General features: G+C 57.5%; 24 protein-coding genes and 1 pseudogene. 15 read left to right on the top strand and 10 right to left on the bottom strand.

Annotation, left to right across the window (positions count from 1 at the left end; genetic code table 11):
• On the top strand, window positions 1-604 hold a 604-nt coding region (istB, locus tag NANH_RS28825; RefSeq protein WP_081710493.1), incomplete at its 5' end, for an IS21-like element helper ATPase IstB.
• A 345-nt stretch (window positions 605-949) separates the two neighbouring features.
• Here istB and NANH_RS26720 read toward each other — a convergent pair.
• From NANH_RS26720 to NANH_RS0120320, 6 genes and pseudogenes are all read right to left on the bottom strand, one after another.
• Entirely contained in the window at window positions 950-1153 is a 204-nt protein-coding gene (locus NANH_RS26720; protein ID WP_139236520.1) for a hypothetical protein, read from the bottom strand.
• Window positions 1125-2087 (bottom strand): cation diffusion facilitator family transporter, encoded by a 963-nt coding sequence (locus NANH_RS0120340; protein ID WP_027263712.1) that lies wholly within the window; start codon window positions 2085-2087, stop codon window positions 1125-1127. The genes NANH_RS26720 and NANH_RS0120340 overlap by 29 nt, the downstream gene beginning before the upstream one ends.
• A pseudogene (locus NANH_RS26715) lies at window positions 2077-2846 on the bottom strand (transglutaminase-like domain-containing protein). The gene NANH_RS0120340 and the pseudogene NANH_RS26715 overlap by 11 nt, the downstream one beginning before the upstream one ends.
• Window positions 2847-2939: 93 nt before the next feature.
• A complete protein-coding gene (locus tag NANH_RS0120330; RefSeq protein WP_027263711.1) occupies window positions 2940-3674 on the bottom strand; it encodes a cytochrome c biogenesis CcdA family protein in 735 nt (244 codons plus the stop codon).
• 79 nt (window positions 3675-3753) lie between these two features.
• Window positions 3754-4080 (bottom strand): YnfA family protein, encoded by a 327-nt coding sequence (locus tag NANH_RS0120325; protein ID WP_008282974.1) that lies wholly within the window; start codon window positions 4078-4080, stop codon window positions 3754-3756.
• Between the two features lies 1 nt (window position 4081).
• Window positions 4082-4510, bottom strand: a complete 429-nt coding sequence (locus NANH_RS0120320; RefSeq protein WP_008282975.1) for a MerR family transcriptional regulator — start codon at window positions 4508-4510, stop codon at window positions 4082-4084.
• Between the two features lie 573 nt (window positions 4511-5083).
• Between NANH_RS0120320 and NANH_RS0120315 the strand changes: the two genes are divergently transcribed.
• Window positions 5084-7186, top strand: coding sequence for a protein-disulfide reductase DsbD family protein (locus NANH_RS0120315; protein WP_027263710.1), 2103 nt, complete (start codon window positions 5084-5086; stop codon window positions 7184-7186).
• A 99-nt stretch (window positions 7187-7285) separates the two neighbouring features.
• Here the strand turns inward: NANH_RS0120315 and ccmI are convergent, their stop codons facing one another.
• The 4 genes from ccmI to NANH_RS0120295 are packed head-to-tail and all read right to left on the bottom strand — an operon-like array spanning window position 7286 to window position 11463.
• Window positions 7286-8437: a c-type cytochrome biogenesis protein CcmI gene (ccmI, locus tag NANH_RS0120310; RefSeq protein WP_027263709.1), complete on the bottom strand. Its 1152-nt coding sequence runs from the start codon at window positions 8435-8437 to the stop codon at window positions 7286-7288.
• Window positions 8434-8919 (bottom strand): cytochrome c-type biogenesis protein, encoded by a 486-nt coding sequence (locus tag NANH_RS28115; protein WP_037240132.1) that lies wholly within the window; start codon window positions 8917-8919, stop codon window positions 8434-8436. Before NANH_RS28115 ends, ccmI begins: the two co-directional genes overlap by 4 nt.
• Window positions 8916-9470, bottom strand: a complete 555-nt coding sequence (locus tag NANH_RS0120300; protein ID WP_273183981.1) for a DsbE family thiol:disulfide interchange protein — start codon at window positions 9468-9470, stop codon at window positions 8916-8918. The genes NANH_RS28115 and NANH_RS0120300 overlap by 4 nt, the downstream gene beginning before the upstream one ends.
• A 1-nt stretch (window position 9471) precedes the next feature.
• Window positions 9472-11463, bottom strand: coding sequence for a heme lyase CcmF/NrfE family subunit (locus NANH_RS0120295; protein WP_008282980.1), 1992 nt, complete (start codon window positions 11461-11463; stop codon window positions 9472-9474).
• 618 nt (window positions 11464-12081) lie between these two features.
• Between NANH_RS0120295 and NANH_RS0120290 the strand changes: the two genes are divergently transcribed.
• From NANH_RS0120290 to NANH_RS0120230, 13 genes are read left to right on the top strand one after another with little or no spacing between them, the layout of a single operon-like run.
• Window positions 12082-12648 carry an SCO family protein gene (locus tag NANH_RS0120290; protein ID WP_027263706.1) on the top strand — a complete coding sequence of 189 codons (567 nt, stop codon included), beginning with the start codon at window positions 12082-12084 and terminating at the stop codon, window positions 12646-12648.
• Window positions 12649-12653: 5 nt separating this feature from the next.
• Window positions 12654-13076, top strand: coding sequence for a disulfide bond formation protein B (locus tag NANH_RS0120285; RefSeq protein WP_027263705.1), 423 nt, complete (start codon window positions 12654-12656; stop codon window positions 13074-13076).
• Window positions 13073-13732 (top strand): DsbA family protein, encoded by a 660-nt coding sequence (locus NANH_RS0120280; protein ID WP_027263704.1) that lies wholly within the window; start codon window positions 13073-13075, stop codon window positions 13730-13732. Before NANH_RS0120285 ends, NANH_RS0120280 begins: the two co-directional genes overlap by 4 nt.
• 28 nt (window positions 13733-13760) lie before the next feature.
• On the top strand, window positions 13761-14228 hold the full coding sequence (locus NANH_RS0120275; RefSeq protein ID WP_027263703.1) for a copper chaperone PCu(A)C: 468 nt from the start codon (window positions 13761-13763) through the stop codon (window positions 14226-14228).
• Window positions 14228-14854, top strand: coding sequence for an SCO family protein (locus NANH_RS0120270; protein WP_027263702.1), 627 nt, complete (start codon window positions 14228-14230; stop codon window positions 14852-14854). Before NANH_RS0120275 ends, NANH_RS0120270 begins: the two co-directional genes overlap by 1 nt.
• Complete coding sequence (locus tag NANH_RS0120265) at window positions 14851-16224, top strand: M23 family metallopeptidase (RefSeq protein ID WP_027263701.1); 1374 nt, start codon at window positions 14851-14853, stop codon at window positions 16222-16224. The genes NANH_RS0120270 and NANH_RS0120265 overlap by 4 nt, the downstream gene beginning before the upstream one ends.
• Before the next feature lie 3 nt (window positions 16225-16227).
• Window positions 16228-16686, top strand: a complete 459-nt coding sequence (locus NANH_RS0120260) for a DUF411 domain-containing protein (RefSeq protein ID WP_027263700.1) — start codon at window positions 16228-16230, stop codon at window positions 16684-16686.
• Window positions 16687-16708: 22 nt separating this feature from the next.
• Entirely contained in the window at window positions 16709-17494 is a 786-nt protein-coding gene (locus tag NANH_RS0120255; RefSeq protein ID WP_027263699.1) for a ZIP family metal transporter, read from the top strand.
• Window positions 17475-17969, top strand: coding sequence for a signal peptidase II (gene lspA / locus NANH_RS0120250; RefSeq protein WP_081710492.1), 495 nt, complete (start codon window positions 17475-17477; stop codon window positions 17967-17969). Before NANH_RS0120255 ends, lspA begins: the two co-directional genes overlap by 20 nt.
• A 20-nt stretch (window positions 17970-17989) precedes the next feature.
• Window positions 17990-19537, top strand: coding sequence for an apolipoprotein N-acyltransferase (lnt, locus tag NANH_RS0120245; protein ID WP_407694966.1), 1548 nt, complete (start codon window positions 17990-17992; stop codon window positions 19535-19537).
• Window positions 19537-19704: a hypothetical protein gene (locus tag NANH_RS28990; protein ID WP_008282832.1), complete on the top strand. Its 168-nt coding sequence runs from the start codon at window positions 19537-19539 to the stop codon at window positions 19702-19704. The genes lnt and NANH_RS28990 overlap by 1 nt, the downstream gene beginning before the upstream one ends.
• A gap of 24 nt (window positions 19705-19728) precedes the next feature.
• Entirely contained in the window at window positions 19729-21666 is a 1938-nt protein-coding gene (locus NANH_RS0120235) for a penicillin acylase family protein (RefSeq protein ID WP_027263696.1), read from the top strand.
• The gene (locus tag NANH_RS0120230; protein ID WP_027263695.1) at window positions 21663-22655 is read left to right on the top strand and encodes a cytochrome c oxidase assembly protein; all 993 of its coding nucleotides are present in this window, start codon (window positions 21663-21665) and stop codon (window positions 22653-22655) included. Before NANH_RS0120235 ends, NANH_RS0120230 begins: the two co-directional genes overlap by 4 nt.
• Window positions 22656-22661 lie beyond the last annotated feature (6 nt).

Raw genomic sequence — 22661 nt, 5'->3', positions numbered from 1 at the left:
CATGAAGGCAGCACGCTTCCCGGCATACAAGGATCTCTCTGGCTTCGACTTTGCCGCCAGCGAAATCCGTGAAGCCTTGGTCCGCCAGTTGCATCGCTGCGAGTTCATGGATGGGACCGAAAACGTGGTGCTGATCGGAGGCCCAGGAACTGGGAAATCGCATGTCGCCACCGCTCTTGGCATCCAAGCGATCGAACATCACCGTAAACGCGTCCGCTTCTTCTCGACGGTTGAGTTGGTCAATGCGCTGGAGCAGGAAAAGGCCCAAAACAAGGCGGGGAAGATCGCTGAGGCGCTGGTGAAAACCGACTTGGTGATCCTGGATGAGTTGGGATATCTGCCGTTCAGCGCTTCGGGAGGCGCGTTGTTGTTCCACCTTCTCAGTAAACTCTACGAGCGCACCAGCGTCGTCATCACCACGAACTTGAGCTTCAGCGAATGGGCCAGCGTGTTCGGCGATGCGAAAATGACCACCGCGCTACTCGACCGCCTTACCCACCGCTGCCACATCCTGGAGACCGGCAATGACAGCTATCGGTTCAAGGCCAGCTCGGAGACAGCGAAAAAGAAACGAAAGGAGACAGCAGCATTGACGCCATCATGACGCAAAGAACATAACAGCTGGGTGGGTCAAGTCTCGGTGACAATGCCGGGTCAGTTCTCAGCGACAATCAACATTCGGAACGCATGGCAAGGACCCTTGACAATCTTCACCCAGCATACATACGAAAATATACTATTGCAACATTGATGATGCGTATGGCGGTTGCGGCGATCAGCAAGATCGCGAGCTGACAGCCTCGCCCGTCGTCATCCACCACGTTGCGCGCGGCACCAGTCCCATGGCTTGTCAAAGCGTCCGAGCCATCTCGATCGTCAAATGAGTCTCGAATTGCCCTTAAATCGGTTCTGCAAGAATTTGTGTGGCGGATAGGATGCAGTCGGCCTCTCAGCAGTTCTGGACCGGCTCAAGAGCAGACGGAACCTTGAAGGCTTCGAGCCTCGTGAGTTCGAGGACCAGGCTAGGCTTGCTTGTCTCCTGCAGGCGCTCTTGAATCAGTCCGTGCATCCGATTCAGGTCGCTTTCCCTGAGCTTGCACTCGCAGGCGACGCCGATCACGTCGTCATGACCTGTCATGATCCCGGTGAACATGGTTCTCCTCTTCTTCCGGCTTGCCGTGACCGTAGAGGTCGGCGTTTTCGTGTGCGCGGTCTTCGTGTTCGAACTCCAGGCTGGAATGGGCGATGTTGAAGTCCTCCTTTAGCCGGTCCTTGATCGCTGCCTTGATCTTTTCGATTTTATGCCAGCCCCCCGCTGTCAGCACCACGTGGCAGTCCAGCGCCGCATTGTGCTCCTCCATCTGCCACAGATGCACGTGGTGTACGTCCGCGACACCATCGACGCTCCGCATTGCCTCAACGACGGCTGCATTGTCGATGTCGGGTGGGCTGCCGAGCATCAGGGTTCTGATCGGACCGCCAATCTCAGTGAAAGCCAGATAGAGGATGTAAAGGGCAATGCCGATGGTAATTGCTGGATCAACCCATCTCATGTCGTAGAGGATAATCAGGGACCCTCCAATGATGACTGCCACAGAGGCCAAAGCGTCCGACAGGTTGTGCAGGAAAAGCGCACGGATGTTCACACTGCCTTTCTGCATCGAATAGGTAAGTAGCGCCGTCAACGTGTCGACGACCAGTGCCACACCGCCCAGGATCACCACCGTCCAACCAGCGACCTCGGGCGGGTCGATCATCCGCATGCCACCCTCATAGATCAGGTAGAAGCCGATCAGGATCAGGGTCGTGTAGTTGATGAGTGCGGCGACGATTTCAATCCGACCATAGCCGAAGGTCATGCGTTCATCGGCGGGTCGTCTGGCGATTTTGCGTGCAACGAATGCGATCACCAGTGACGCCATGTCCGAGAAATTATGCAGGGCATCGGCGATCAGTGCCAGGCTGCCGGAAAAGATGCCTCCAATGATCTGCGCGACGGTCAGAAGACCGTTGGCCCAGATTGCGATGGAGACCCTACGATCACCTGATTCAGGATCAATGTGGGTATGGCCATGATCATGCGGCACGGTTCTTCTCCTCATGGCTGTGGTTCGGTCGACTGAGTCCAGGGACCTTTGGCAACATTCCACGACGGATGCGGCGAACACGAGCATTCATCCAGTGACGGATGACGTGGCGATAGAGAAAATCACGCGCAGATCCGAAGTTCTGACTATACTTCAAGTAAAAGTCGTCGGGCGCATCAAAGGTTCCAAAATCACGAACGATACCGGTTCTCTGAATATAAGTGCTGCCGCCGCTCCAACTGACTGGTGGCGCACTCAGGCAATCCGTTCCGGCCCCGTAGCCGCAAAGGCTCTCTGTTTCGCTGAATTCCTTCTGAAGCGACTGCAGGAAGGGGGCGTCTAGAATGAAGCCTTCGAGATTGATCCAGCCCTCTTCTGTTTCGACTTCGACCCACGAGTGCAGAATTTCGGACGGTGCGAGGGGGTAGACTAATTCGGGCACCACGCCACGCTGCAGGGCCTTGTGGATGGTGAAGCCGTGCAGTCGGCAGCGGATGCCTACGCTGCGCAGCAGTGCCATGAGAACGTCCCTTTCGTGTTGCACTGCCCGTAGCCGTCGGTCAGCACCGCAGAGGCGGGAATGTCGTCGACGCGGTTGTAGCCGAACGCAATCTCGTTTCGGACAAAGTCATAAACCGCGCCAATCCGGTCGACACGGGCAAGGTCATGCCAGCCACGATCTCGTACCAGGTTCGAGATTGAGGGCGAGTCAAAATCCAGCAGTCTTGTTGCGGTTAAATAGGAATCGGTGGGTGCCACAGGGTCTCTCCTCGAATCATTCACGAGGAGTCTTAATCTCTACAGAGACTAGAGAGACAAGCCTTTTCTCAAATGTCACTTTCGATCATGATTTTATCCGATCGTGCCAAGGGCCGGGAAGGTTTCGAGCAGCCAGAAGGCAAGGCGGCTGATCTGACCCGTCATCACGCCGATACCCATCAGCACCATCAGACCGCCCGATATACGATAGAGCCATCGACCAGCAGCACCGATCCGCTTGAGCCTGCCTGCAATCTCGTTGGTGAAGAGCGCTATGATCAGAAACGGTAGTCCAAGTCCTGCGGAGTAGATTGCCAGCAAGGCCATCCCGTCCGCCCCAGATGTCGCGGTCACTGCCAGGATCGACCCGAGCACAGGGCCTATGCAGGGCGTCCAGCCAAATGCAAAGGCAAGGCCCAAAAGGTAGGCTCCGACGGCGCTGCCGCCGTCGACTTTCACGTCGGGCCTCGTGTCACGCATCATGGCCGGGATCTTGATCGCGCCCATCATGACAAGTCCGAACAAGACGATCAAAACGCCACCCGCAAGCCCGAGTTCGTATTTCCAGCGCAAGAGCATCCCGCCCAAAAGACTTGCCCCGGCCCCGAGCGCCACGAAGACTGTCGAAAATCCGAGCACGAACCACAAACTCAGGACCACGCTGCGCGCCCGTTCGGCAAAGCTGCGCGTCGCCCCGGCTTTTGCGGCGGGCTGTCCCGCGATGTAAGAAACGTAGCCAGGTGCAAGAGGCAGGACGCAAGGCGACAGAAAGGAAATAGCACCACCCAGAAAGGCCGCGACGATTCCAACACCTGAAATTTCGAACATTCAATTCCTGCCTTGCTTTAGCCTGTGAAACGCGCACCGTTGTAAAAGCTAAAGCTACTGTAGGAGCAATGCCGTTTTATTACGCTCCGCGGGGTGCCGCGAGGATGATGGCGGCACCCAACAAGCATACAGTGGTGCCGAGCAGATCCCACCTGTCCGGCCGGTGCCCTTCGGCGAGCCACATCCAGAGAATGGACGCGGCAATATAGATCCCACCATAGGCGGCAAAGGCGCGTCCCGCAGCCACAGTGTCGACCTGAGCCAGAAGCCAGCCGAACGCCACCAGCGCCGCCACACCGGGGACAAGCCAAAGTGGGGACGCGCCAAGACGCCACCATGCCCAGATGGCAAAGCATCCGGCGATCTCAGCCAAGGCCGCGAGCGGATAGACGAGCACTGCGGTCATCTCAGGCGCCGATCTCGTCGTGGTCCGTCAGGCACTCGGAATGGTCGCGCAACACCTCCAGCACACGGCAATCGGCCGTGTGCCCGCCGCTGCATTCGTGCACCATCCTCTGCAATTCTGTCCGAAGGGCTTCAAGTCGGGCCATACGTTGCTCAACCTGCTTGAGTTGTCGGCGAGCGATGGCATCGGCCTCCGCGCACGACTTGTCTGGATGATCGCTCAGATCAAGAAGCTCACGGATTGCGTCCAGCGAGAACCCGAGTTGCCGCGCATGCCGGACGAAAGACAAGCGGTCAAGCTCACTATCTCCATAGCGCCGCTGACCGCCAGCCGATCGCCCGGGCTCGGGCAGGAGTCCGATCTGCTCGTAATAGCGGATCGTCTGCACCTTCGTCCCGGTCCTTTTTGCCAAAGTGCCGATTGTGAGCATATCACCTCTCCAAACTATCTACAGCCCGTGTAGCTTTAAGCGTTTTTTTGCACAAGTTCCGCTCGGCATCTCACAGGTCAGTGAACATCGCTCTTTCATCCAGAATAGGTCTTGAACCTACAGTAGCTAGAGGGTGTAAACGCGCCTAAAATATAGAATCAAATTCGGGCGGAGCGGCGTGCGGCTATCAGGTCTTCAGAAAGTACTACGGGTTTTGGCGGGTGTGGCGGCGCTCGTTTTCATCTGGTCGTTGTTGTGGTGCGACTATTTTGTCGCCCAGCATCGGGTCTCGACGGGCGCACTATCGTAAGTATCGTGAACAGACAAAAAAGGACTAACCTTGAAACGGCGCTAGCCTGAGAGCGCGACACCATGGAGAGCGGGTCCAGCTTGTGTTCGACGCGGAAAAACGACTGTTTTGTAGGAAGCCCAGACGAGCATCGCTGTCGCCTAGTTAGTCGGAGTCTTGGCTCTGCCCACTGTTTGAGGGGTCGACGCCGTCACAAAGGCGTTCGGGACTAGCACGTTGCTGTAACTTCCCGAGACTGAGCGCGAAGAAAAAGAGGTCAGAATATGCGTACAACCTTGGCAGGGTATCAGGGATTGCTTATCAGTCTCGCACTCTTTCTTGTTTTTGTGGCAAGCCCTGTTCGCGCCTTGGAATCCAATGCGTATCGTTCCGAAGTTCTGACGGCACGTTTGATCGTCGCGGAAGCAGGAATCGCCCCAGGATCGCAGTTCCTTTCGGCGGGTTTGAAGATTGAACTGGAGGAAGGATGGAAAGCGTACTGGCGGTCGCCAGGCGAGGTTGGCCTGCCGCCAGAGATCGATTGGGAGGGGTCCACAAACCTTGAATCCGTCGACATGCTTTGGCCCGCACCCACGCGTTTCCGCGCCTTCGGAATTGAAAATTTCGGCTATGCCAAACAAGTAATATTTCCATTGCAGTTGCGGCTTGCGAACTCTGATAGAGCGGCCGAGCTGAAGGGACTCGTCGATCTGCTGATCTGCTCCAATGTGTGCATTCCGGAAAGGTTTGAATTGACACTCCCTGTGCCATTGGGAACGGGCGTCGATGCGAAAGCCGCGACCGATATCGCGACATGGGCCGCTCGCGTACCTGTTGCAGGGCCAGAAAGTGCAATAGCGGTCTCGGGCGCATCGCTGAAGCAGGATCAGGCATTGGTTGTTCAAATGACGCGGCCTTCTGGCTGGAACAATCCCGATCTTTTTCCAGAGTTTGGTGCAGGCTCTGCATTCGGCGCACCCGACATCCGCCTTACAAGTGATCACACCGGTCTCTGGGCAAGTATCCCGATTCTCGCGTTAAGCGAGGAACAAACCTCCCTTCGAATTACGGTCGTAGACGAGGATGTCGCGGTTACATTCGATGATGTGAACACTACCGACGTTGTACCTGCGCCACCTTACGCATCCGAGACCAGCCAAGATAGGGGTCAGTTTTTCCCGATTCTCTTGCTGTCCTTCCTGGGAGGGTTGATACTGAACGCAATGCCATGCGTCTTGCCAGTTCTATCGATTAAGTTCGGGTCGGCGCTCCGAATGAAGAATCGCTCCCTTTCACAATTGCGCGCGGGATTTCTCGCTACGGCTGTGGGAACTGTTGCTTTTATGTGGGTGCTGGCCTTGGCGGTCATAGCGCTGCAGACGCTCGGATATGCCGTTGGATGGGGTGTGCAGTTTCAGAATGCATATTTCCTAATTGCACTCATTCTCGTTGTCGGACTCTTTGCGGCAAATTTGTTTGGAGTTTTTGAAATTTCTTTGCCCAGCAGCTGGATGGTTAGGCTATCTGGCCGCTTTGGGCGGGGGTATGCCGAAGACTTCTCCACCGGCGCTCTGGCTGCGATACTTGCAACGCCTTGTTCAGCCCCGTTGCTGGGGACAGCCATTGCCTTCGCCCTTTCTGGCACGACAGGCGATATACTTGCGGTTTTCACAGCGATGGGGATTGGGCTTGCACTGCCATATATTCTGGTTGCCGCTTGGCCTGGTTTCCTGTCTCGACTGCCCAAACCGGGACCCTGGATGATAAGCGTGAAGATCGTTCTCGGATTGCTGCTTGCCGGAACCGTTGCATGGCTATGCTGGGTCTTGATTGGTGTGACGTCGCCAACTCTCACAGGCCTGGTGCTGCTGGGTCTTGGGCTCATCGTACTGGCGGCGAGAGCCTATCAGGTTCAGCCTCGTAACGGTTTGCTGTGGGGAATGACTGCGGTTTTGGGCATGACGTTGGCGGCCCCTGCACTGCTGCCAAAAAGCTCCGATGATGTAACAGCCTCGATCACTTCTTACTGGGTCGAGTTCGACCGGTCCCGGATCGCGCGTGAAGTGTCGCAGGGCAAAACTGTCTTCGTGGACGTTACTGCGGATTGGTGCATCACTTGTAAAGCAAACAAAACCCTGGTCCTGGATCGTGAACCAGTTTTGGGAGCACTTGGCGAGGAAGGCGTGATTGCGATGCGCGCGGATTGGACGCGACCGGACGCGAAAATCCAATCCTATCTCGAGGCGCACGGCAGATACGCAATTCCGCTCAACATCGTCTACGGTCCAGATGCTCCTGAAGGTATCATTTTATCTGAACTACTATCTGCGGATGCCGTTCTCGAAGCACTGTCGGCTGCCAATCTCAGCGCTGTCCGAAAACGATGACATAGTGCCGTTGCATTGCTCAAGGGAGGCAGAACCTACAGTGGTTTAGTTTCAGGTGAAAGGAAAGCTGTTATGTATCTGAGACCACGCGGCCCCAATTTATTTGTTGATCCGATCCAATCGGGCCGTGGCGGCGGCACGCATAGGGTCGGTTTCCGGAAGGCTTTCGGCCAAGGTGCGCGCATTGTCGGCGGCGTTCTGGGCAGCATCAAAGTCACCCAATACACTGTACGCCTCCGCAAGCCGAAGCCATCCTTCAAGATTGTCTTGGTCATCCAACAATCGCGCCGCCAAGCGGTCAACCATGGAGCGGACGAAAGCGCTGCGTTCCTCGACCGACATGTCCTGAGCGGCCTCGATATCGGCCGCACCGGGGCTACGCGCGTCCCGAGAGTCCGGAAAGAAATCAGCTAGGGTGACAGGGCTCTCTCCAACCTGTTCCCCCAATCGGTTGGCGACAGACAGGAAAAGTTCCATCCACGGATAGGCGCGATCCGCTCTCTTGAGGCGCTCGATCAAAAGCGTCCTCGCTTCATCTGGAACCCCGTCCTGTTCGAGGATCCGGGCTCTATAGAAAATTGGGCCTGGATCATCGGGGTCCATCTCCGATGCGCGTTCGATCACGCTTTCCGCTTGCGGCGTCACGATCCCGTTCTCGGCTGCGATCAAGGCCTCGGCATATAGCAATAGGGTTGAGATATCTGCATTGTCGCGGACAGTGACGCGTTCGAATGCATCGGCGGCATCATCGTAACGAGCCATACGCATATAGGTCTGACCGAGCAGAACCCAACCATCACTTGGTCCACCAGACTCGTCTGCTTCAAGCCGGGTTTTTAGTCTCTGGGTCAACTCTGAGAGGTTTGCGGCTTCCTGGGTTTCAGATGCGCGAGACGCCAGAGGCTGGCTTTCGATCTGTGGCGAGCCGATTTGAGAATACAGAGCGAAGGCTACCAATGGCGTGGCAATGGCGGACGCGAAGATGGTGCTTCGCCCACTTGCGCGCGACGATTCACGTGTCGCAAGCCGACCGGCAGCCAGAATGCGGCGTTTGATTTCAACCCTGGCCGCGTCGGCCTCGGTAACGGATATCAGATTCCGCTCTTGATCAGTATCAATTTCGGAAAGCTGATCCTTGAGGATAACCAACGCTCCATCCTTTCTGTTCAGGACTTCACCCGTTCGATAGAGACCGGACAAGAACAGAAGGACAGTGATGGATGCCATCGCGCCTAACACCAACCAAATCATGGGTCTCTCCGTCCTTCATTTTCATGAAAAATGGCTTCGAACTCACGCTCTTCATCGGGGCTCAGTGGATCAGCAGTGCCATCAAGAACGGCCCTGCTTCGGCACCTGATTGTGACAAAGACAACGCCAATCCCAACGGCAAAAAGAACCGCTGGTCCGAACCACAACAGATACGTGGCGGGTTTCAGTCGCGGCCTGAACAGGACGAAGTCACCATATCGATCTACGAAAAACGCAATGATCTCGTCATTTGTTTCACCTGCAATCAGACGTTCGCGCAGCAAGGTGCGCATCGTTCGGGCAACACCCGCATTTGAGCTATCGATATCCTGATTCTGGCAGACAACGCAGCGTAGCTGCTTTGAGAGCTCCCGGGCGCGCGACTCAAGCACCGGATCATCCAGCAACTCATCTGGCTCCACAGCCCATGCCGCGGTTGTTGCGGCAAGCATCAGCACCAGTGAATAGAGCCAACTCTTCATGATTGACCACCTGCTGCGGCCAACGCAGCACGAATTTCATCCTGTGCCTCTGGCGTCACAATGGGACCAACGTAGCGATAGACTACGATACCGTTCGCATCGATCACAAACGTCTCAGGCACCCCCGAAATACCCCATTCGATACCGACCCGGCCCTCGCTGTCTGATCCGATCCTCTCATAGGGGTTGCCAAGCTCCTCCAGCCAGTTTGCGGCATCTGCTGGTTTGTCCATGTAGTTAATCCCCATCAGCCGAACACCGTCCTGTTCAACAAGCCTGGTTAGCACCGCATGCTCAGCACGACAGGGCACGCACCATGAAGCGAATACATTGACCAAAACCGGCTCGCCAATGCTACGAAGGGCTGCGGCCGACAGTCCGGGGGTCTGCGTGCTCTCTACCGGTGGAAGCTCAAAATCCGGAACTGGTTCGGAGACCAAAGCGGAAGGAATTGCGTTAGGATCTCGGTCTGGGTTGAGCCCCCAGAACAAAAATCCACCCAAGACCACTGCGACCAGCGCTGGCATCGCGAGAAGGATTTTCTTCATCATATCATTCCGCCGGTTGAAGCGCTGACGACCGGCTTTTTGGCGACGGCGCACCCACCCGCAATCTGCGGTCCGATAGCGAAAGGGACCCGCCAAGCACCAGCATCGTCGCTCCGATCCATATCCAATTAACCAGTGGTTCGTAGAGAATGCGCAAATTCCACTGGCCCGACGCCTTTTCGGTCGCAGGCTCACTGATGGTGACGTAGAGATCACCTCTGAGCGTTGATCGGATTGCAGATTCGGTTGTGGACGTCCCCGCAACTGGATAGTTTCTGCGCTCCGGACGAAGAAGCGTAATCTCCCGTCCATCTTTCAAGACGCGAAGCTGGCCTTGTTGTGCGATGTAGTTTGGACCACGCAACCGTTCGACACCGTCGAATATTACCTCAAAACCGGCGATTTCCACGGTCGTCCCCGGTTCTGCGAAAAGAACACGTTCTTCCTTCCAGGCTGTGGAACCTACAAACCCAAGCACAAGCATTGCAACGCCAAGATGCGCGAGCGTCATACCGTGCGCAGCGCGCGGCAAGTTCCGCGCGCGACGCAGCGACTGTGAAAGGGGTAAATCAAAGAGCTTGATGCGCAACGCCCATTCGCGCAACGTTGCAACAAAAACCCAGGCTGCAATCCCTATTGAGACCACTGCAAGCAGGGGCCCGTCTGTCTGAAGGTACCAAACGATCCCCGCAACACCAATCGCGATACCAAAAACCAAACGCAGCCGCTGCCAGATACCGGGAAGATCGGCCCGTTTCCAAGACAGGAATGGGCCAATTCCCATGATGATGACTAGCGGCAGCATGAAAGGGATAAACGTCGCGTTGAAATACGGTGGTCCTACAGAGATCTTTTCATCAGTCACCGCTTCCACAAACAACGGATAGAGTGTTCCAAAAAGGACGGTCGCCGTTGCGGTCGCGAGCAGAAGGTTGTTGAGCAAAAGCCCCGCCTCGCGGCTAATCGGCCGAAATACGCCACCCGATCCAAGCTGAGGCGCGCGCCATGCGTAAAGTGTCAGTGAGCCGACAATGGTTACGCCAAGAAGGCCGAGAATGTACACGCCGCGCGCCGGGTCGACCGCGAACGCGTGAACGGATGTCAAAATGCCGGATCGGACGATAAATGTCCCCAGAAGTGACAGTGAAAAGGTCAGGATGGCCAAAAGAATGGTCCAGCTTTTGAACGTGTCCCGCTTTTCCGTGACGATAGCGGAGTGCAGGAGTGCCGTACCCAGCAGCCATGGCATGAAGGATGCGTTTTCCACCGGGTCCCAAAACCACCAGCCGCCCCAGCCAAGTTCGTAATAGGCCCACCAAGAGCCGAGTGCGATCCCCGCAGTGAGGCTGATCCAGGCCGTCAGAGTCCAAGGCCGCACCCAACGCGCCCATGCGGGATCCACCCGACCCTCTATCAGAGCCGCGACCGCGAAGGAGAAGACGATCGAGAAGCCGACATACCCAAAATACAAGAGCGGGGGATGCATCGCCAACCCGATGTCCTGCAGCAGAGGATTAAGGTCTGTGCCATCCAGAGGCGGCGGAAACACCCGCTCGAACGGATTGGATGTAAAGAGCATGAAGCTCAGGAAACCGACGCTGATCCAGGCTTGAACGGATAGAGTTCGCGCTTTGAGACCAACCGGAATGTTTCTGCCCAGCAGCGCGACCCCAGCCCCGAAAAGTACGAGAATAAAGGTCCAGAGAACTAGAGACCCTTCGTGGCTGCCCCAAGTGCCGGCAACCTTGAAGATCATCGGCTTCAGAGAGTGGGAATTTTCAACCACGTTTCGAACCGTGAAATCACTGACAACAAAGGAGCGCATGAGCGCGCCAAACGCAATTGCAACTAACGTCACCTGAAGCACCGCTGTTGTCTTTGCACTTTCCATCCAAAGCACGCGTCCCGTGCTTGCTCCGACAATTGGCAAGATGCTTTGAACAATCGCGACGGCAAGCGCGAGGGTAAGGGCGAATTGTCCGATCTCAGGTGTCATTTTGCGTCCTCCTGAGTAGCGCTTCTGCATCCGAGCCGGACAAGGTTTCCGCATCGGGATAGTTCAGCATGTTCATCGTCCATTCTAGTGAGATCATATCGCGACATTCTCCACTTTCCGCCTGTGTTCGCTTCTGTGAATCGCAACCGAGTTGGGGTTGGGCGGAAAACCGAATGGGATGAAGTTCTTTGCGCGTGCATGCCGTGAGCAGGATCCGACAGTTGATTCGCGTCCTTTGTAGTTCCTGCAGTCGCTGTAGGTTCAAGCGTTATTTTAGACTGATACCTTAAAAAATGACCCATGCTTGCAGTGCATCTGCGTAGCAGCTTTGTATCTGCAGGCCCGGTTTCCGCAGGCGTCGGATTTAGCGGAAATTGCCGTTGCCTTCCCTTGATGGCCACCTGCAGGGTCAGACGAAGCAGCGAAACATTGAGTGACGGCAGGTTTTGAAGCGCTGAATAGAGAGCATTAGCTTCACAGGTGCGTGACGTGCTGCCGCAGGGCAAGAATCACGCTTGAACCTACAGTAGCTAGAGGGTGTAAGCGCTCTGAAAATATAGAATCAAATTCGGGCGGAGCGGCGTGAAGCTTTCAGGTCTTCAGAAAGTGCTATGGGTTTTGGCGGGCGTGGCGGCGCTCGTTTTCATCTGGCTGTTACTGTGGGCGGACTATGGCGCCGATATTACCCAAGCCGAGAATGAACCACCTTTCCTTGCGCAGTTCGAACTGACGGACCATCGCGGCATGGTCCAAACAGACGAAGATTTCGCAGGGCGCTGGATGCTGGTCTTCTTTGGTTTCACCAATTGCCCCGACGTCTGTCCTACAACACTGTCCGAAGTCGCGGCCGTGATGGAGGGCTTGGGCGACGAGGCGGCAAAGGTCCAGCCGATTTTTATAACGATTGATCCGGAGCGGGATACGCCGACAGCACTTGCCGGGTATGTGCCCCTGTTCGACGCAGGGATCATCGGGCTGACCGGCACGCCGGAGCAGATCGCCGCAACATCCGAGACCTTCCCAATTTTCTTTGAGAGGATCGAAGAGGCCAGCGCGCCGGATGGCTATACAATGGGGCACACATCGCACCTGTTCCTTTTTGATCCGCAGGCGGGCTTCGCCGATTCCTGGCCCTACGGCACACCCGCCGAAGAGATCCTTGCGGATCTGAGAGAGAGGATCTGATCGTCATGACCCGACTTTCCGGAGAAACGGCCCTTGTTCTTGCTTGGATCATTGCGCTTATCTCATCGCTTGCCGTGCTCTTTATTGGCGAGGTTCTTGGTCAAACGCCTTGCGTCCTTTGCTGGTTCCAGCGCGCCTTCATGTTCCCCCTGGCTGTCGTTCTTGGGCTCGGGCTGTGGTGGCAAGATCCCCGCGTGGGGCGCTATGGCGTTGCGCTGGCGCTTGGGGGGGCGGCGGTGGCGTTGTATCACATCGGCCTCTATGTCGGGCTGATCCCCGAGGCGATCCAGCCCTGCACGGCGACCGGCCCCTCTTGTACCGACGACAACCAGGTGGTCTTCGGCATTCCGATTCCGCTGATGGCGCTTGTCGCCTTCACGATGATCGGGGTGCTGTCGGCCATTTCACTGAAGGAAAAACAAACATGAATCGACGCGGTCTCGTTCTATCCGTTCTGGCTGTTGGTACCGCAGGTTTTGGCGGCTCGGCCTGGTATGCCACCCGCCCCCAACCCATTGCAGAGGCAGTCCCTGTCGCGCCTGACGTGAACGATGTGCTGATCCGGCCCTATTCCCCGATCCTCGGCCCCGAAACGGCACCTGTCACGATTGTCGAGTTTTTCGATCCAGCTTGCGAGGCCTGCCGCGCCTTCTATCCCGTGGTCAAGGATATCATGGCTGAGCACGGTGATGCGGTCCGTGTCGTCATTCGATACACTGCCTTTCACGGGGAAGCTTCGGTGGAAGCGATCCGTGTTCTCGAAGCTGCGCGGATGCAGGATGTGTTCGAACCCGTGCTGGAAGCTGTCTTGCGCGAGCAGCCACGATGGGCGTCCCATGGCACTCCGGCACCGGGTTTGATCCTTGAGATTGCCGCAAGCGGTGGTCTGGATGTCGAAGCTGCTCGGACACAGATGCTGGCCCCTGGTGTCGTGGCGGTGCTCAATCAGGACCGCGCTGATGTCGAAGCGGTAGGCGTGCGACAAACGCCCACGTTCTTCGTCAACGCCAAGCCATTAGACCCGTTCGGTGAGGCCGAACTGCGGCGACTGGTGGCTGCGGAAGTTGCGGCCAGCCAAAGTTGATGCTCGGCCAGATACAGGAGAATTCTTCATGACAAAACTAACTTACATCAATGGTTTGCCCCTTGTCTTGCTACTCTCGGGCATGTCGACTCCAGCATTTGCCGGTTCGGAGGATGTGGTCGTCGAAAACGCGTGGTCCCGTGCTTCAATCGGGGTCAACCGCCCTGGTGCCGCCTATATGACCGTGCGCAACACCGGTGAAGACACGATCACGCTGACCGGGCTTACAACACCACTGGCCGTGATGCCCCAGATCCATGAGACGAAAACCAACGCAGACGGCGTCAGTTCTATGGCGCCTGCTGACGAAATCACGATTGAACCGGGCCAAAGCGTAGCATTGGAACCGGGCGGACTGCACGCCATGCTCATGAAGCTGCAAAACCCGATGATCGAAGGCGAGACCTTCCCACTGACACTGACGTTCTCGGACGGTGGTGAAGTGACTGTTGAGGTCCCAATTCTGGGGATCGCCGCGCGCGGGCCGGAGAGCTGATGCAGCGTCGGCATGTGGTCCAATACGGTGCAGCCGGTGTAGGCGCTGTCGCTCTGATGCTCGGGGTCGGCTGGTGGCGGGTAGACGGTCCCGGCGCACCAAAACCGGCCGGCCAAAGGCCTCTCCCCCTGTCGGCGATGGATTTCCGACTGACCGATCACGAAGGCAATAAAGTGGGCCCAGAAACCCTGATTGGACGCCCGACCATGGTGTTTTTCGGGTTCACCTACTGCCCGGAAGTCTGCCCCACGACGTTATCGGATATCTCAGGTTGGCTTGAAGATCTCGGGGACGACGCCGCGCGGATGAACGTGGTCTTCATCACAGTCGATCCGGAGCGGGACACGGCCGAGGCCATGGCCGAATATGTCGGCTATTTTCATCCGGCCATTCGCGGCTGGACGGGACCGGAAGACCAGATTTCCCGCGCTGTAGAAGCATTTCGTGCCTCGTATGAGCGCGTTCCGACCGAAGGCGGCGACTATACAATGAACCATACGGCAAGCGTATTCCTGTTCGATGCCAAGGGTGAACTCGTCACCATGATTGACTATCACGAGCCAAGAGAATTCGCAGTGCCGAAGATCCGGCGTGCACTGACAGAAGACGTAGAGGGGGCAACATGAATATTAGAATTGTTTTGGCGAGCGCTGTGGTCGCAGGCGCTTTTTCGGTGACCGCCATCGCCATATCTGGCGTTCTTTCCAAAGAGCCAGTGCCTCCTGCGATTGCTGAAGCCACCCTCTGGACTCCCGATCCGCTCTCGATGCCTCAGATCGCCGACTACGATGTGACACCGCCCGCTGCATTTCACGCCGACAATGCTAGCCCAATGCGACCTCTGCCGCTCTTGCAATCCGTCTTCGCAGAAACCGCCTTGCCCGAGATTGAACCGCCTTTGATCACCTGGTCGCGTGAGATCGCGTCGGGCGAGACGCTGGATGCGGTCCTGGCGAACGCGGGTATCGCTGCGCCTGCGCGTGCCGAAATCGCGCTCGCGCTTGGTGCAGAATATGACCTGCGCCGATTGCGCCCGGGCCATGAGATCACTGTGATCTCAAAGATGGACGGAAATCCGAGCCGCGTGGAACTGGCGGTTGACGATGGGGTGCGGATCGAAACGGTCTTTGGTCAGGAACTTGTCACACGCGTGTTGGAGCCAGACCCTGAAATGGTGACGTTCGCGGGCGAGGCAGTGATCGAAAGCTCTGTCTTCGCGGCATTGGACAAGGCGGGCATCCCTGCTCGCTTTGCGGTCGACATGGCGCAGATGCTGGGCGGCACAGTGGATTTTCGACGCGAACTTTCCGGTGGCGAGACGATGCGTCTTCTTTGGCGCGAAGCGCGCGACGGAAACGAGAGGATCGGTCAGCCCGAACTCGCCTTTGCCGCACTGGACCTTGGTGAAACGGTCTACGAGATGGTCTGGCCGGATGACGGCAGCGGTAAAGCGACGATCTATGTCGATGGAGAGGTCCTGCGTGTCTTTGCCCAACCGGTGGAAGGAGCGCGACTGAGTTCCGTCTTTGGCCGGCGCACACACCCGGTCTATGGGAATGTGCGCATGCACACCGGCGTCGACTTTGCTGCGGCCCGCGGTACGCCTGTAAAAGCGACAGCGCCCGGACGCGTGAGCTTCATCGGACGTCGTGGTGGATATGGCCGGGTGGTGGAGATAGCGCATGGCTCCGACACCCTGACACGATACGCACATCTCAGCGAGGTGCCGGACACACTCGAACAAGGGCAGCGCGTGATGGCCGGAGACATGATCGGTCGCGTCGGTGCAACCGGCACCGCGACCGGCCCAAATCTGCATTATGAGGTTCTGGTCGATGGTCGCCCGACGGATCCTCTCTCAGACGACCGACTGGCAGAGGCGGCCGAGCGGGATGCGGATGACACGGCCGCACTTGAGCGATTGGCTGAGGCACGCACGCTACTGGCCGAGAGGCTCACCAGCGAATTTGTGCAAACAACAACCGAAAGGCTATAATCCATGAAACGACTGGCTCCCGCCCTTGCAGTCACGCTGGCCTTGTTTCCCGCGGCGCAAGTTGTCGCCGATGCGATCCAGATTGACGTCCGGAAGACAAACGGCTGCGGCTGTTGTCTGTCCTGGATGAAGCACCTCGAGGAAAGCGGATTCGCGCCGACAGGCGAGGACATGTTCGGGGGATCTCTTGTGCGCTTCAAACTCGACAATGGCGTGCCTCAGCGCATGGTCTCCTGCCATACGGCTTTGGTCGACGGCTACGTGATCGAAGGTCATGTACCGTCATCAGACATTCAGCGTTTGTTGGACGAGCGTCCAGATGCAGTGGGGCTGGCGGTGCCGGGAATGCCCTATGGCTCGCCGGGCATGGGACCGGAGGATGATCGTGAGGCTTATGACGTGTTCCTGATCCGCGGCGATGGATCGACCGAGATCTTTAGCAGCTATTCGGCCGCTGATTGACGTATCGGCGAGACCTCAGCGCTTGGAACCCTTCTCCTCAATTACCCTTGGCTTTCTTGGAAGCCTGGCCGCCGGATCGCTGACCGCGGTCGGGGCGATCCCCGTTCTTTTCGGGCGCATCCCCTCGCGGGCTACGCGCGATCTGCTGCTTGGCTTCGCAGCGGGTGTCATGCTCGCGGCCTCGTTTTTCTCGCTGATCATCCCGGCTCTCGACGCAGCTGAAGGACAGTTCGACAACGGTGCTCTGCCGGCGGCCATCGTTTGTGTCGCGATTCTGCTTGGCATGGGCGCGGTCGCTCTGATGAACGAACGGCTGCCGCATGAGCATTTCAAGACGGGGCGGGAAGGCCCAAACTCTGCTTCGCTGCGCCGCGTCTGGCTCTTCATCATTGCAATCACGATCCACAATTTCCCCGAAGGACTCGCCGTTGGTGTCGGGTTCGGGGCTGACGGTCTGTCTGGTGGCTTGCCGCTTGCGATTGGCATTGGGCTGCAAAACGCTCCCGAGGGTCTCGCCGTAGCGGTCTCATTGCTTGGTGAGGGGTATTCCAGGCGCCGTGCGTGGGGGATTGCCGCCCTGACAGGTCTTGTCGAGCCGGTAGGTGGGCTTCTTGGGGCTGGGATCATCAGCATCTCGCAGCCGCTGTTGCCATGGGGACTCGCCTTCGCCGCCGGGGCGATGCTCTACGTCATCAGCCACGAAATCATTCCCGAAACCCACCGTTCAGGCCATCAAAACAGGGCGACACTCGGTCTCGCGGTTGGCCTCGTGATCATGTTGTTCCTCGATGTATGGCTGGGAGGATGAGATGAAACTGACCCATTTCCAAGGTTTCATAGCGGCTGGAGTTGCTTTTCTTGTCGATCAGGTGACAAAAGCAATTGTCGTCGCCAACGCGGCAGATTTGAGCGCTGGAATTCCGGTCTTTCCCGGTTTCAATCTTATCTATCTGCGCAACGATGGCGTGACGTTCGGACTGCTTGGTGGAGCGCCATGGTGGAGCCTTACGGCGTTGGCCCTAGCTGTCTGCGGCTGGTTAACAGTCATGTTGGTACGCACTGCCAACCCGGTTGAGGCTATCGCCTATGGCGCGATTATCGGTGGCGCGCTCGGCAACGTCCTCGATCGCATCCGGTTTCGAGGTGTGACGGACTTCCTCGATTTCTATGCCGGATCCACACATTGGCCCGCCTTCAACATGGCGGATGTTTTCGTGGTCGGCGGCGTGGGCCTACTGCTCGTAGCCCCTTGGTTGAGCGCCAAGTTTCAGACTGGCACATGATGACGGGCTTGCGACCACTGATGGGTTGTGGCCGTTACGTTCCCCTGCGATCAGGGATTAGCTTTGCAGCGGGCGGTTTGACGGTTTTAGCCCTTCCACCATTCTCATGGCTCATCGTTGTTCCGGTCGCCTTCTCAGCACTCTTTCTCGTGCTCCGGCAGGTTCCGACAGCGCCTGCCTTCTTCATCGGCTGGGTCTTCGGAATGGGCCAGTTTGGGTTTGGAGTTTCCTGGATCGCCGAGAGCTTCTACGTCGATTCTGAACGTTTCGGTGCCCTTGCGATCCCGGCAGTCGCGGGACTGTCCGCCGGACTTGCGATTTTTCCGGCTATTGTGGCGATGTTATTTGCCACCATCATGCAGCGCCGTGCTGTCGGCGGCGTTATGGCAGGTCTTCTGCTTGCAACCTGCTGGGTTGCCGCAGAATGGCTGCGTGGTCATGTCCTGACGGGGTTTCCCTGGAACCTTGCCGCTTATGCCCTTGTCGAACATGCTGCCCTGCGCCAACCCGCCGCCTGGGTCGGAAGCTATGGGCTAAGTTTTCTCACGGTCTTTATCGGGCTGTTGCCCGGTGTGTTGATTGTGGCGGCACCGAACCGACGCGTGCCTGTTCTCGTGCTCTTTGCCGTTGCGGTGATGGGCCTCTGGGGTGGCGGCGCGTTGCGTTTAGGGACAAATTTGCCGACGACGGACATCGCTTTACGCATCGTCCAAGGCAATGTGCCGCAAGTCGAGAAATGGGCACCGGGAAGCCGCGAGCGAACGCTCGAAAAATATCTGGGCCTGTCTGCGCAACCTGGACGCTTCGACCTGCTGCTGTGGCCGGAAACGGCCTTTCCTGGTTTTCTGGACGAGGACGCCTTGGCGCGCAGGCGGTTATCGACGGTTTTGCCAGACGGCAGGATCCTTTTGACAGGTGTGCCTGACCGCGTAGAGGGCGATGGGGGAACCCGATATTTCAACACGGTTCAGGCCTATGACGGCAGCGGCGAAATTCTGACGGGGTATGCAAAACATCATCTTGTTCCGTTCGGGGAATATGTGCCCCTGAAAGGCTGGCTGCCCATTGAACGACTGACCGAAGGTTTGGGCGATTTCACACCAGGACCAGGGCCACGCACGCTGGCGATCCCGGGTGCGCCTCTGGTCGCGGTGGCGATCTGTTACGAAATCATTTTTCCGGGCCAGGTAGTCGATGACCTTTTTCGCCCCGACTGGATTTTCAACGCCACAAATGATGCCTGGTTCGGCACAAGCATCGGACCCGAGCAGCACCTCGCCTCCGCGCGCATGCGCGCGGTCGAAGAAGGGCTTCCTGTAGTCCGGGCGGCCAACACCGGGATTTCCGCGATCATCGACGCCAAGGGAGAGATCATCGCGCGCCTCGAGACCGGACAAACTGGAGTCATAGATGCCAGCCTGCCGACAGCGCTTGCGCCCACACCTTACGCACGTTTCGGTGATTGGACATCGCTGGCGCTCATCTGTGCGGTCTGGGCTCTAGCCTTTACCGTCGGATTGGTCAGACGACGTTTCAATTCAGAAAAATCAAAATCGGAGGAATCGTGATGCTGGTGCTCGCAGGCTTTGTCGGAGGGGCGCTCTGGGGTGGCTATCTGGCGCAACGGCGGAAAGGGAACCGCCTGGATATACTTCAATACGCGACAAGCTTCGGTATTGCTTTCGGCCTGCTCGCTTTTTTCGCCTCGGTGATCCTCTTGCGCATCACGTCTTGAGATTACTTTGGCACCGGCAACGAATTGAAACGACTATTCAACATATTACTGTACTTGCTCCTGGCGGTTTTTGCATCAGGACTGGCCGTATCCGGTGTCGTCTACTTTCTTTTGCGCGCCTCCGTCCCCGACTATGACGAGGACTTCAGAGTTGCGGGAATCGAAGGTCCAGTCGATATTCTGCGAGATGCTGCGGCCATACCGCACATTTCTGCAGACTCCGCTGCGGACGCCTATTTCGCGCTTGGTTTCGTTCACGCGCAGGACAGGCTTGGCCAGTTATTGAGGGCAAGGCGGGCAGTGCAAGCCTTGTTGCCACTTGACCAGACGATCGAAGTCGACCCTTCGACAGCCCAAGCGCTCGACGCATATGCCGCAGGTGTCAACGCGTGGCTTGGTCTGGTGTCCGAAGGCGGGCGCGGCAGAGGCTCACCCGATCTGTTGATCGCGGATGAGAGAATGATCGCAGCCTGGAGACCCGTCGATAGTCTCAGACTTGCCCAAGCGTTTCTGAACGATCTTCATCCCGAGAGACGCCAGAGTGACCTGTCCGGCTTGTCAGATCTACCGATCCCGTCGGATCGACCTCTTTTGCCCGAGCTGTTTGTGACCTCGCCCGAGGTCGGCCTCGATGCTTGGGCGTTGTCTGGCGACAGAACAGCTACCGGAGCACCAATTCTCGCCGCTGATATACGTGGCCTCTTATCGCTGCCTTCTGAATGGTACCTAGCGGATATTCAACTCCCGACTGGAGCCGCGATTGGGGCTACAATGCCGGGTGTGCCCTTCATTGTCGTCGGTCGCAGCGAACGCGTCGCTTGGGCGTTCCGATCTGTGTCACTGAAAACCCTTAAAGAGCCAGTGAGTTCCACCGCTGCGAAGGCCGGCAGTTTTCTGATGATGCTTGACCGTCTGGCGCGGTCCGCCGATGTGAACGATGCTATGGACGCAAGCATGAACCTGGCACCAGCCGGATTGGAGATTCTTGCGATCGACCGAGAAACCCTTGCTCGCTGGCCTGACAGGGAGGTCGAAACGCCTTTATCGTTTCGAGACGCCCGTCTGGCAGCTCTTGATGTGCGGCAACCGATATTCTCGGTCGAGGGCGCGATTGCGGCGCAGCGCGACACGGTCAGCACTGCCGCGCGGGCGCTTCTTCCTATAATGGCAAAAGAGCTCTGGTTCGTGGGTTCCGCAGGCGCTCTCGAAGAGAACCGCGCAGATGAGCTTCGCGGCGATATTCTGGGTCAACTTGCCCAATGGAATGGCGACATGGATCGCTTTTCACCGGAACCGCTCGTGTTCTGGGCCTGGGCGCGCGCGTTGCAAAAACGGATACTTCAGGATGAATTTCCATCCGCGACAACGGTCTGGGCCAGGCCAAATGCCGATATCCTATTTGCGGTGCTTTCAGATCGCGGAGGGAGCGCAATCTGGTGCGACATCCGCCCGTCCACCCGCATCGAGACCTGCCAGGATCAGGTTCGTGCGGCCCTGGATGATGCCATCGGCTGGCTTGTCGACCGCTACGGACCCGATCCGTCAGATTGGGTCTGGGGCGAAGCACACGCTTTGAATATGGGGTGGGCGCCAATCCGATCGAGTGGGATCATCAGCGATCTGCTGTCTCTCGAAGCCCCATCTTCGGGCGATCCATACACACTGATTGCAACGCTGTTCTCTTCTGACAATGACCGCCCCTTCGCGGCCAGCGCGGGCACCAATTTTCAGGCGGTCATGTCGTTTTCGGAAGAAGCCGGATCCTATTTCATCGCGCCAGCCGGTCAGTCCGGCCACCCGCTCTCACGTTTCTATGAAAACCTTTTTTTCATGTGGATGCAGGGCAAATATCTCACGATGTCCACTGATCTGTCCTTGGCCCGGGGTGGTGCTGTGGGAACATCCCGACTTTCACCGGTATCCGTCGATACGCCGACAATACAAAATGACAGGAGCCGATGATCACCTACTTCCTCCTTTTCGACCCGTTTGGATATGCGATTTCGCCAGTGTCCCTTGTTTCCGTCAGCTTGGCTGCATGGGTCTACATGTGCGGCCTCGTGCGATCCGCTCGCATTCGCGGGACGGTGTCTATGTGGCGGCAAGCCCTGTTTCTCGCAGGCTTGACCTGCATTCTCGCGGCCACAAATGCGCCTCTGGCTTCGTTGGGGCATAGCCTCTTTTCGGTGCACCAAGTGGAGCACCTTCTCCTCCGCCTTGCAGGACCACTACTCTTCGCGGTCTCTCAGCCGTGGCGATTATTGCAAGCCGGTTTGAACAGACGGTGGCGTCGATACCTCGACGCTCTTGGAAAATCTTTTGCATTTCGGTTCTTGGCACATCCGGTAACCGCCACTGCCGCGCTCATCACGTCGCTCTTTATCTGGCAGATTCCAGTGCTTTACGGACTTGCTCAGCGCATCGCGGCGATCGAGGTGTTCGCCCATTTTGCGATGGTGCTGGCAGGGATTTGGTATTTCGGCATGCTCTTCGACCCGAGAGATCCCCCTGAGGGCGCGAGGCGCGGCGCAAGGCTGATCTCCGGTTTCGCGGTGATCGTTTCAAACATTTTTCTGGGTTCCTTGACGACACTCAAAGAGGTGAGCCTCTATGCTTCCTACCAAACGGCGGGAACCGGGTTTCTCGATCCCCTGTCCGACGAAACCATGGGTGGCTACACGATCTGGGTCCCGTCCTCGATGCTGATGATCGCCGCGATCATTCTGGTCATGAACGGGTGGAACGCGGCCGAGGTGCGTCGCTGGAATTCACGATACGAGTTGGTGCGAGGGTCAAACTCCGCGGCGCTCGAGTTTCCGGAAACGGCCGAAGAATTGCGTCTGAAAGTAGCAGAGCCAAACCGCGACATGGGCCGGACGCTCGCCATAGGTGCCTTGGTCATGTTCTTCATCGTCATGACGACGGTGGTGACAATTGTCTATGCGCTTTGAACAGAG

Origin of the sequence: Sedimentitalea nanhaiensis DSM 24252, assembly GCF_000473225.1 — a bacterium.
Taxonomy (GTDB): domain Bacteria; phylum Pseudomonadota; class Alphaproteobacteria; order Rhodobacterales; family Rhodobacteraceae; genus Sedimentitalea; species Sedimentitalea nanhaiensis.
This window is presented reverse-complemented; position numbering and strand designations above follow the sequence as displayed.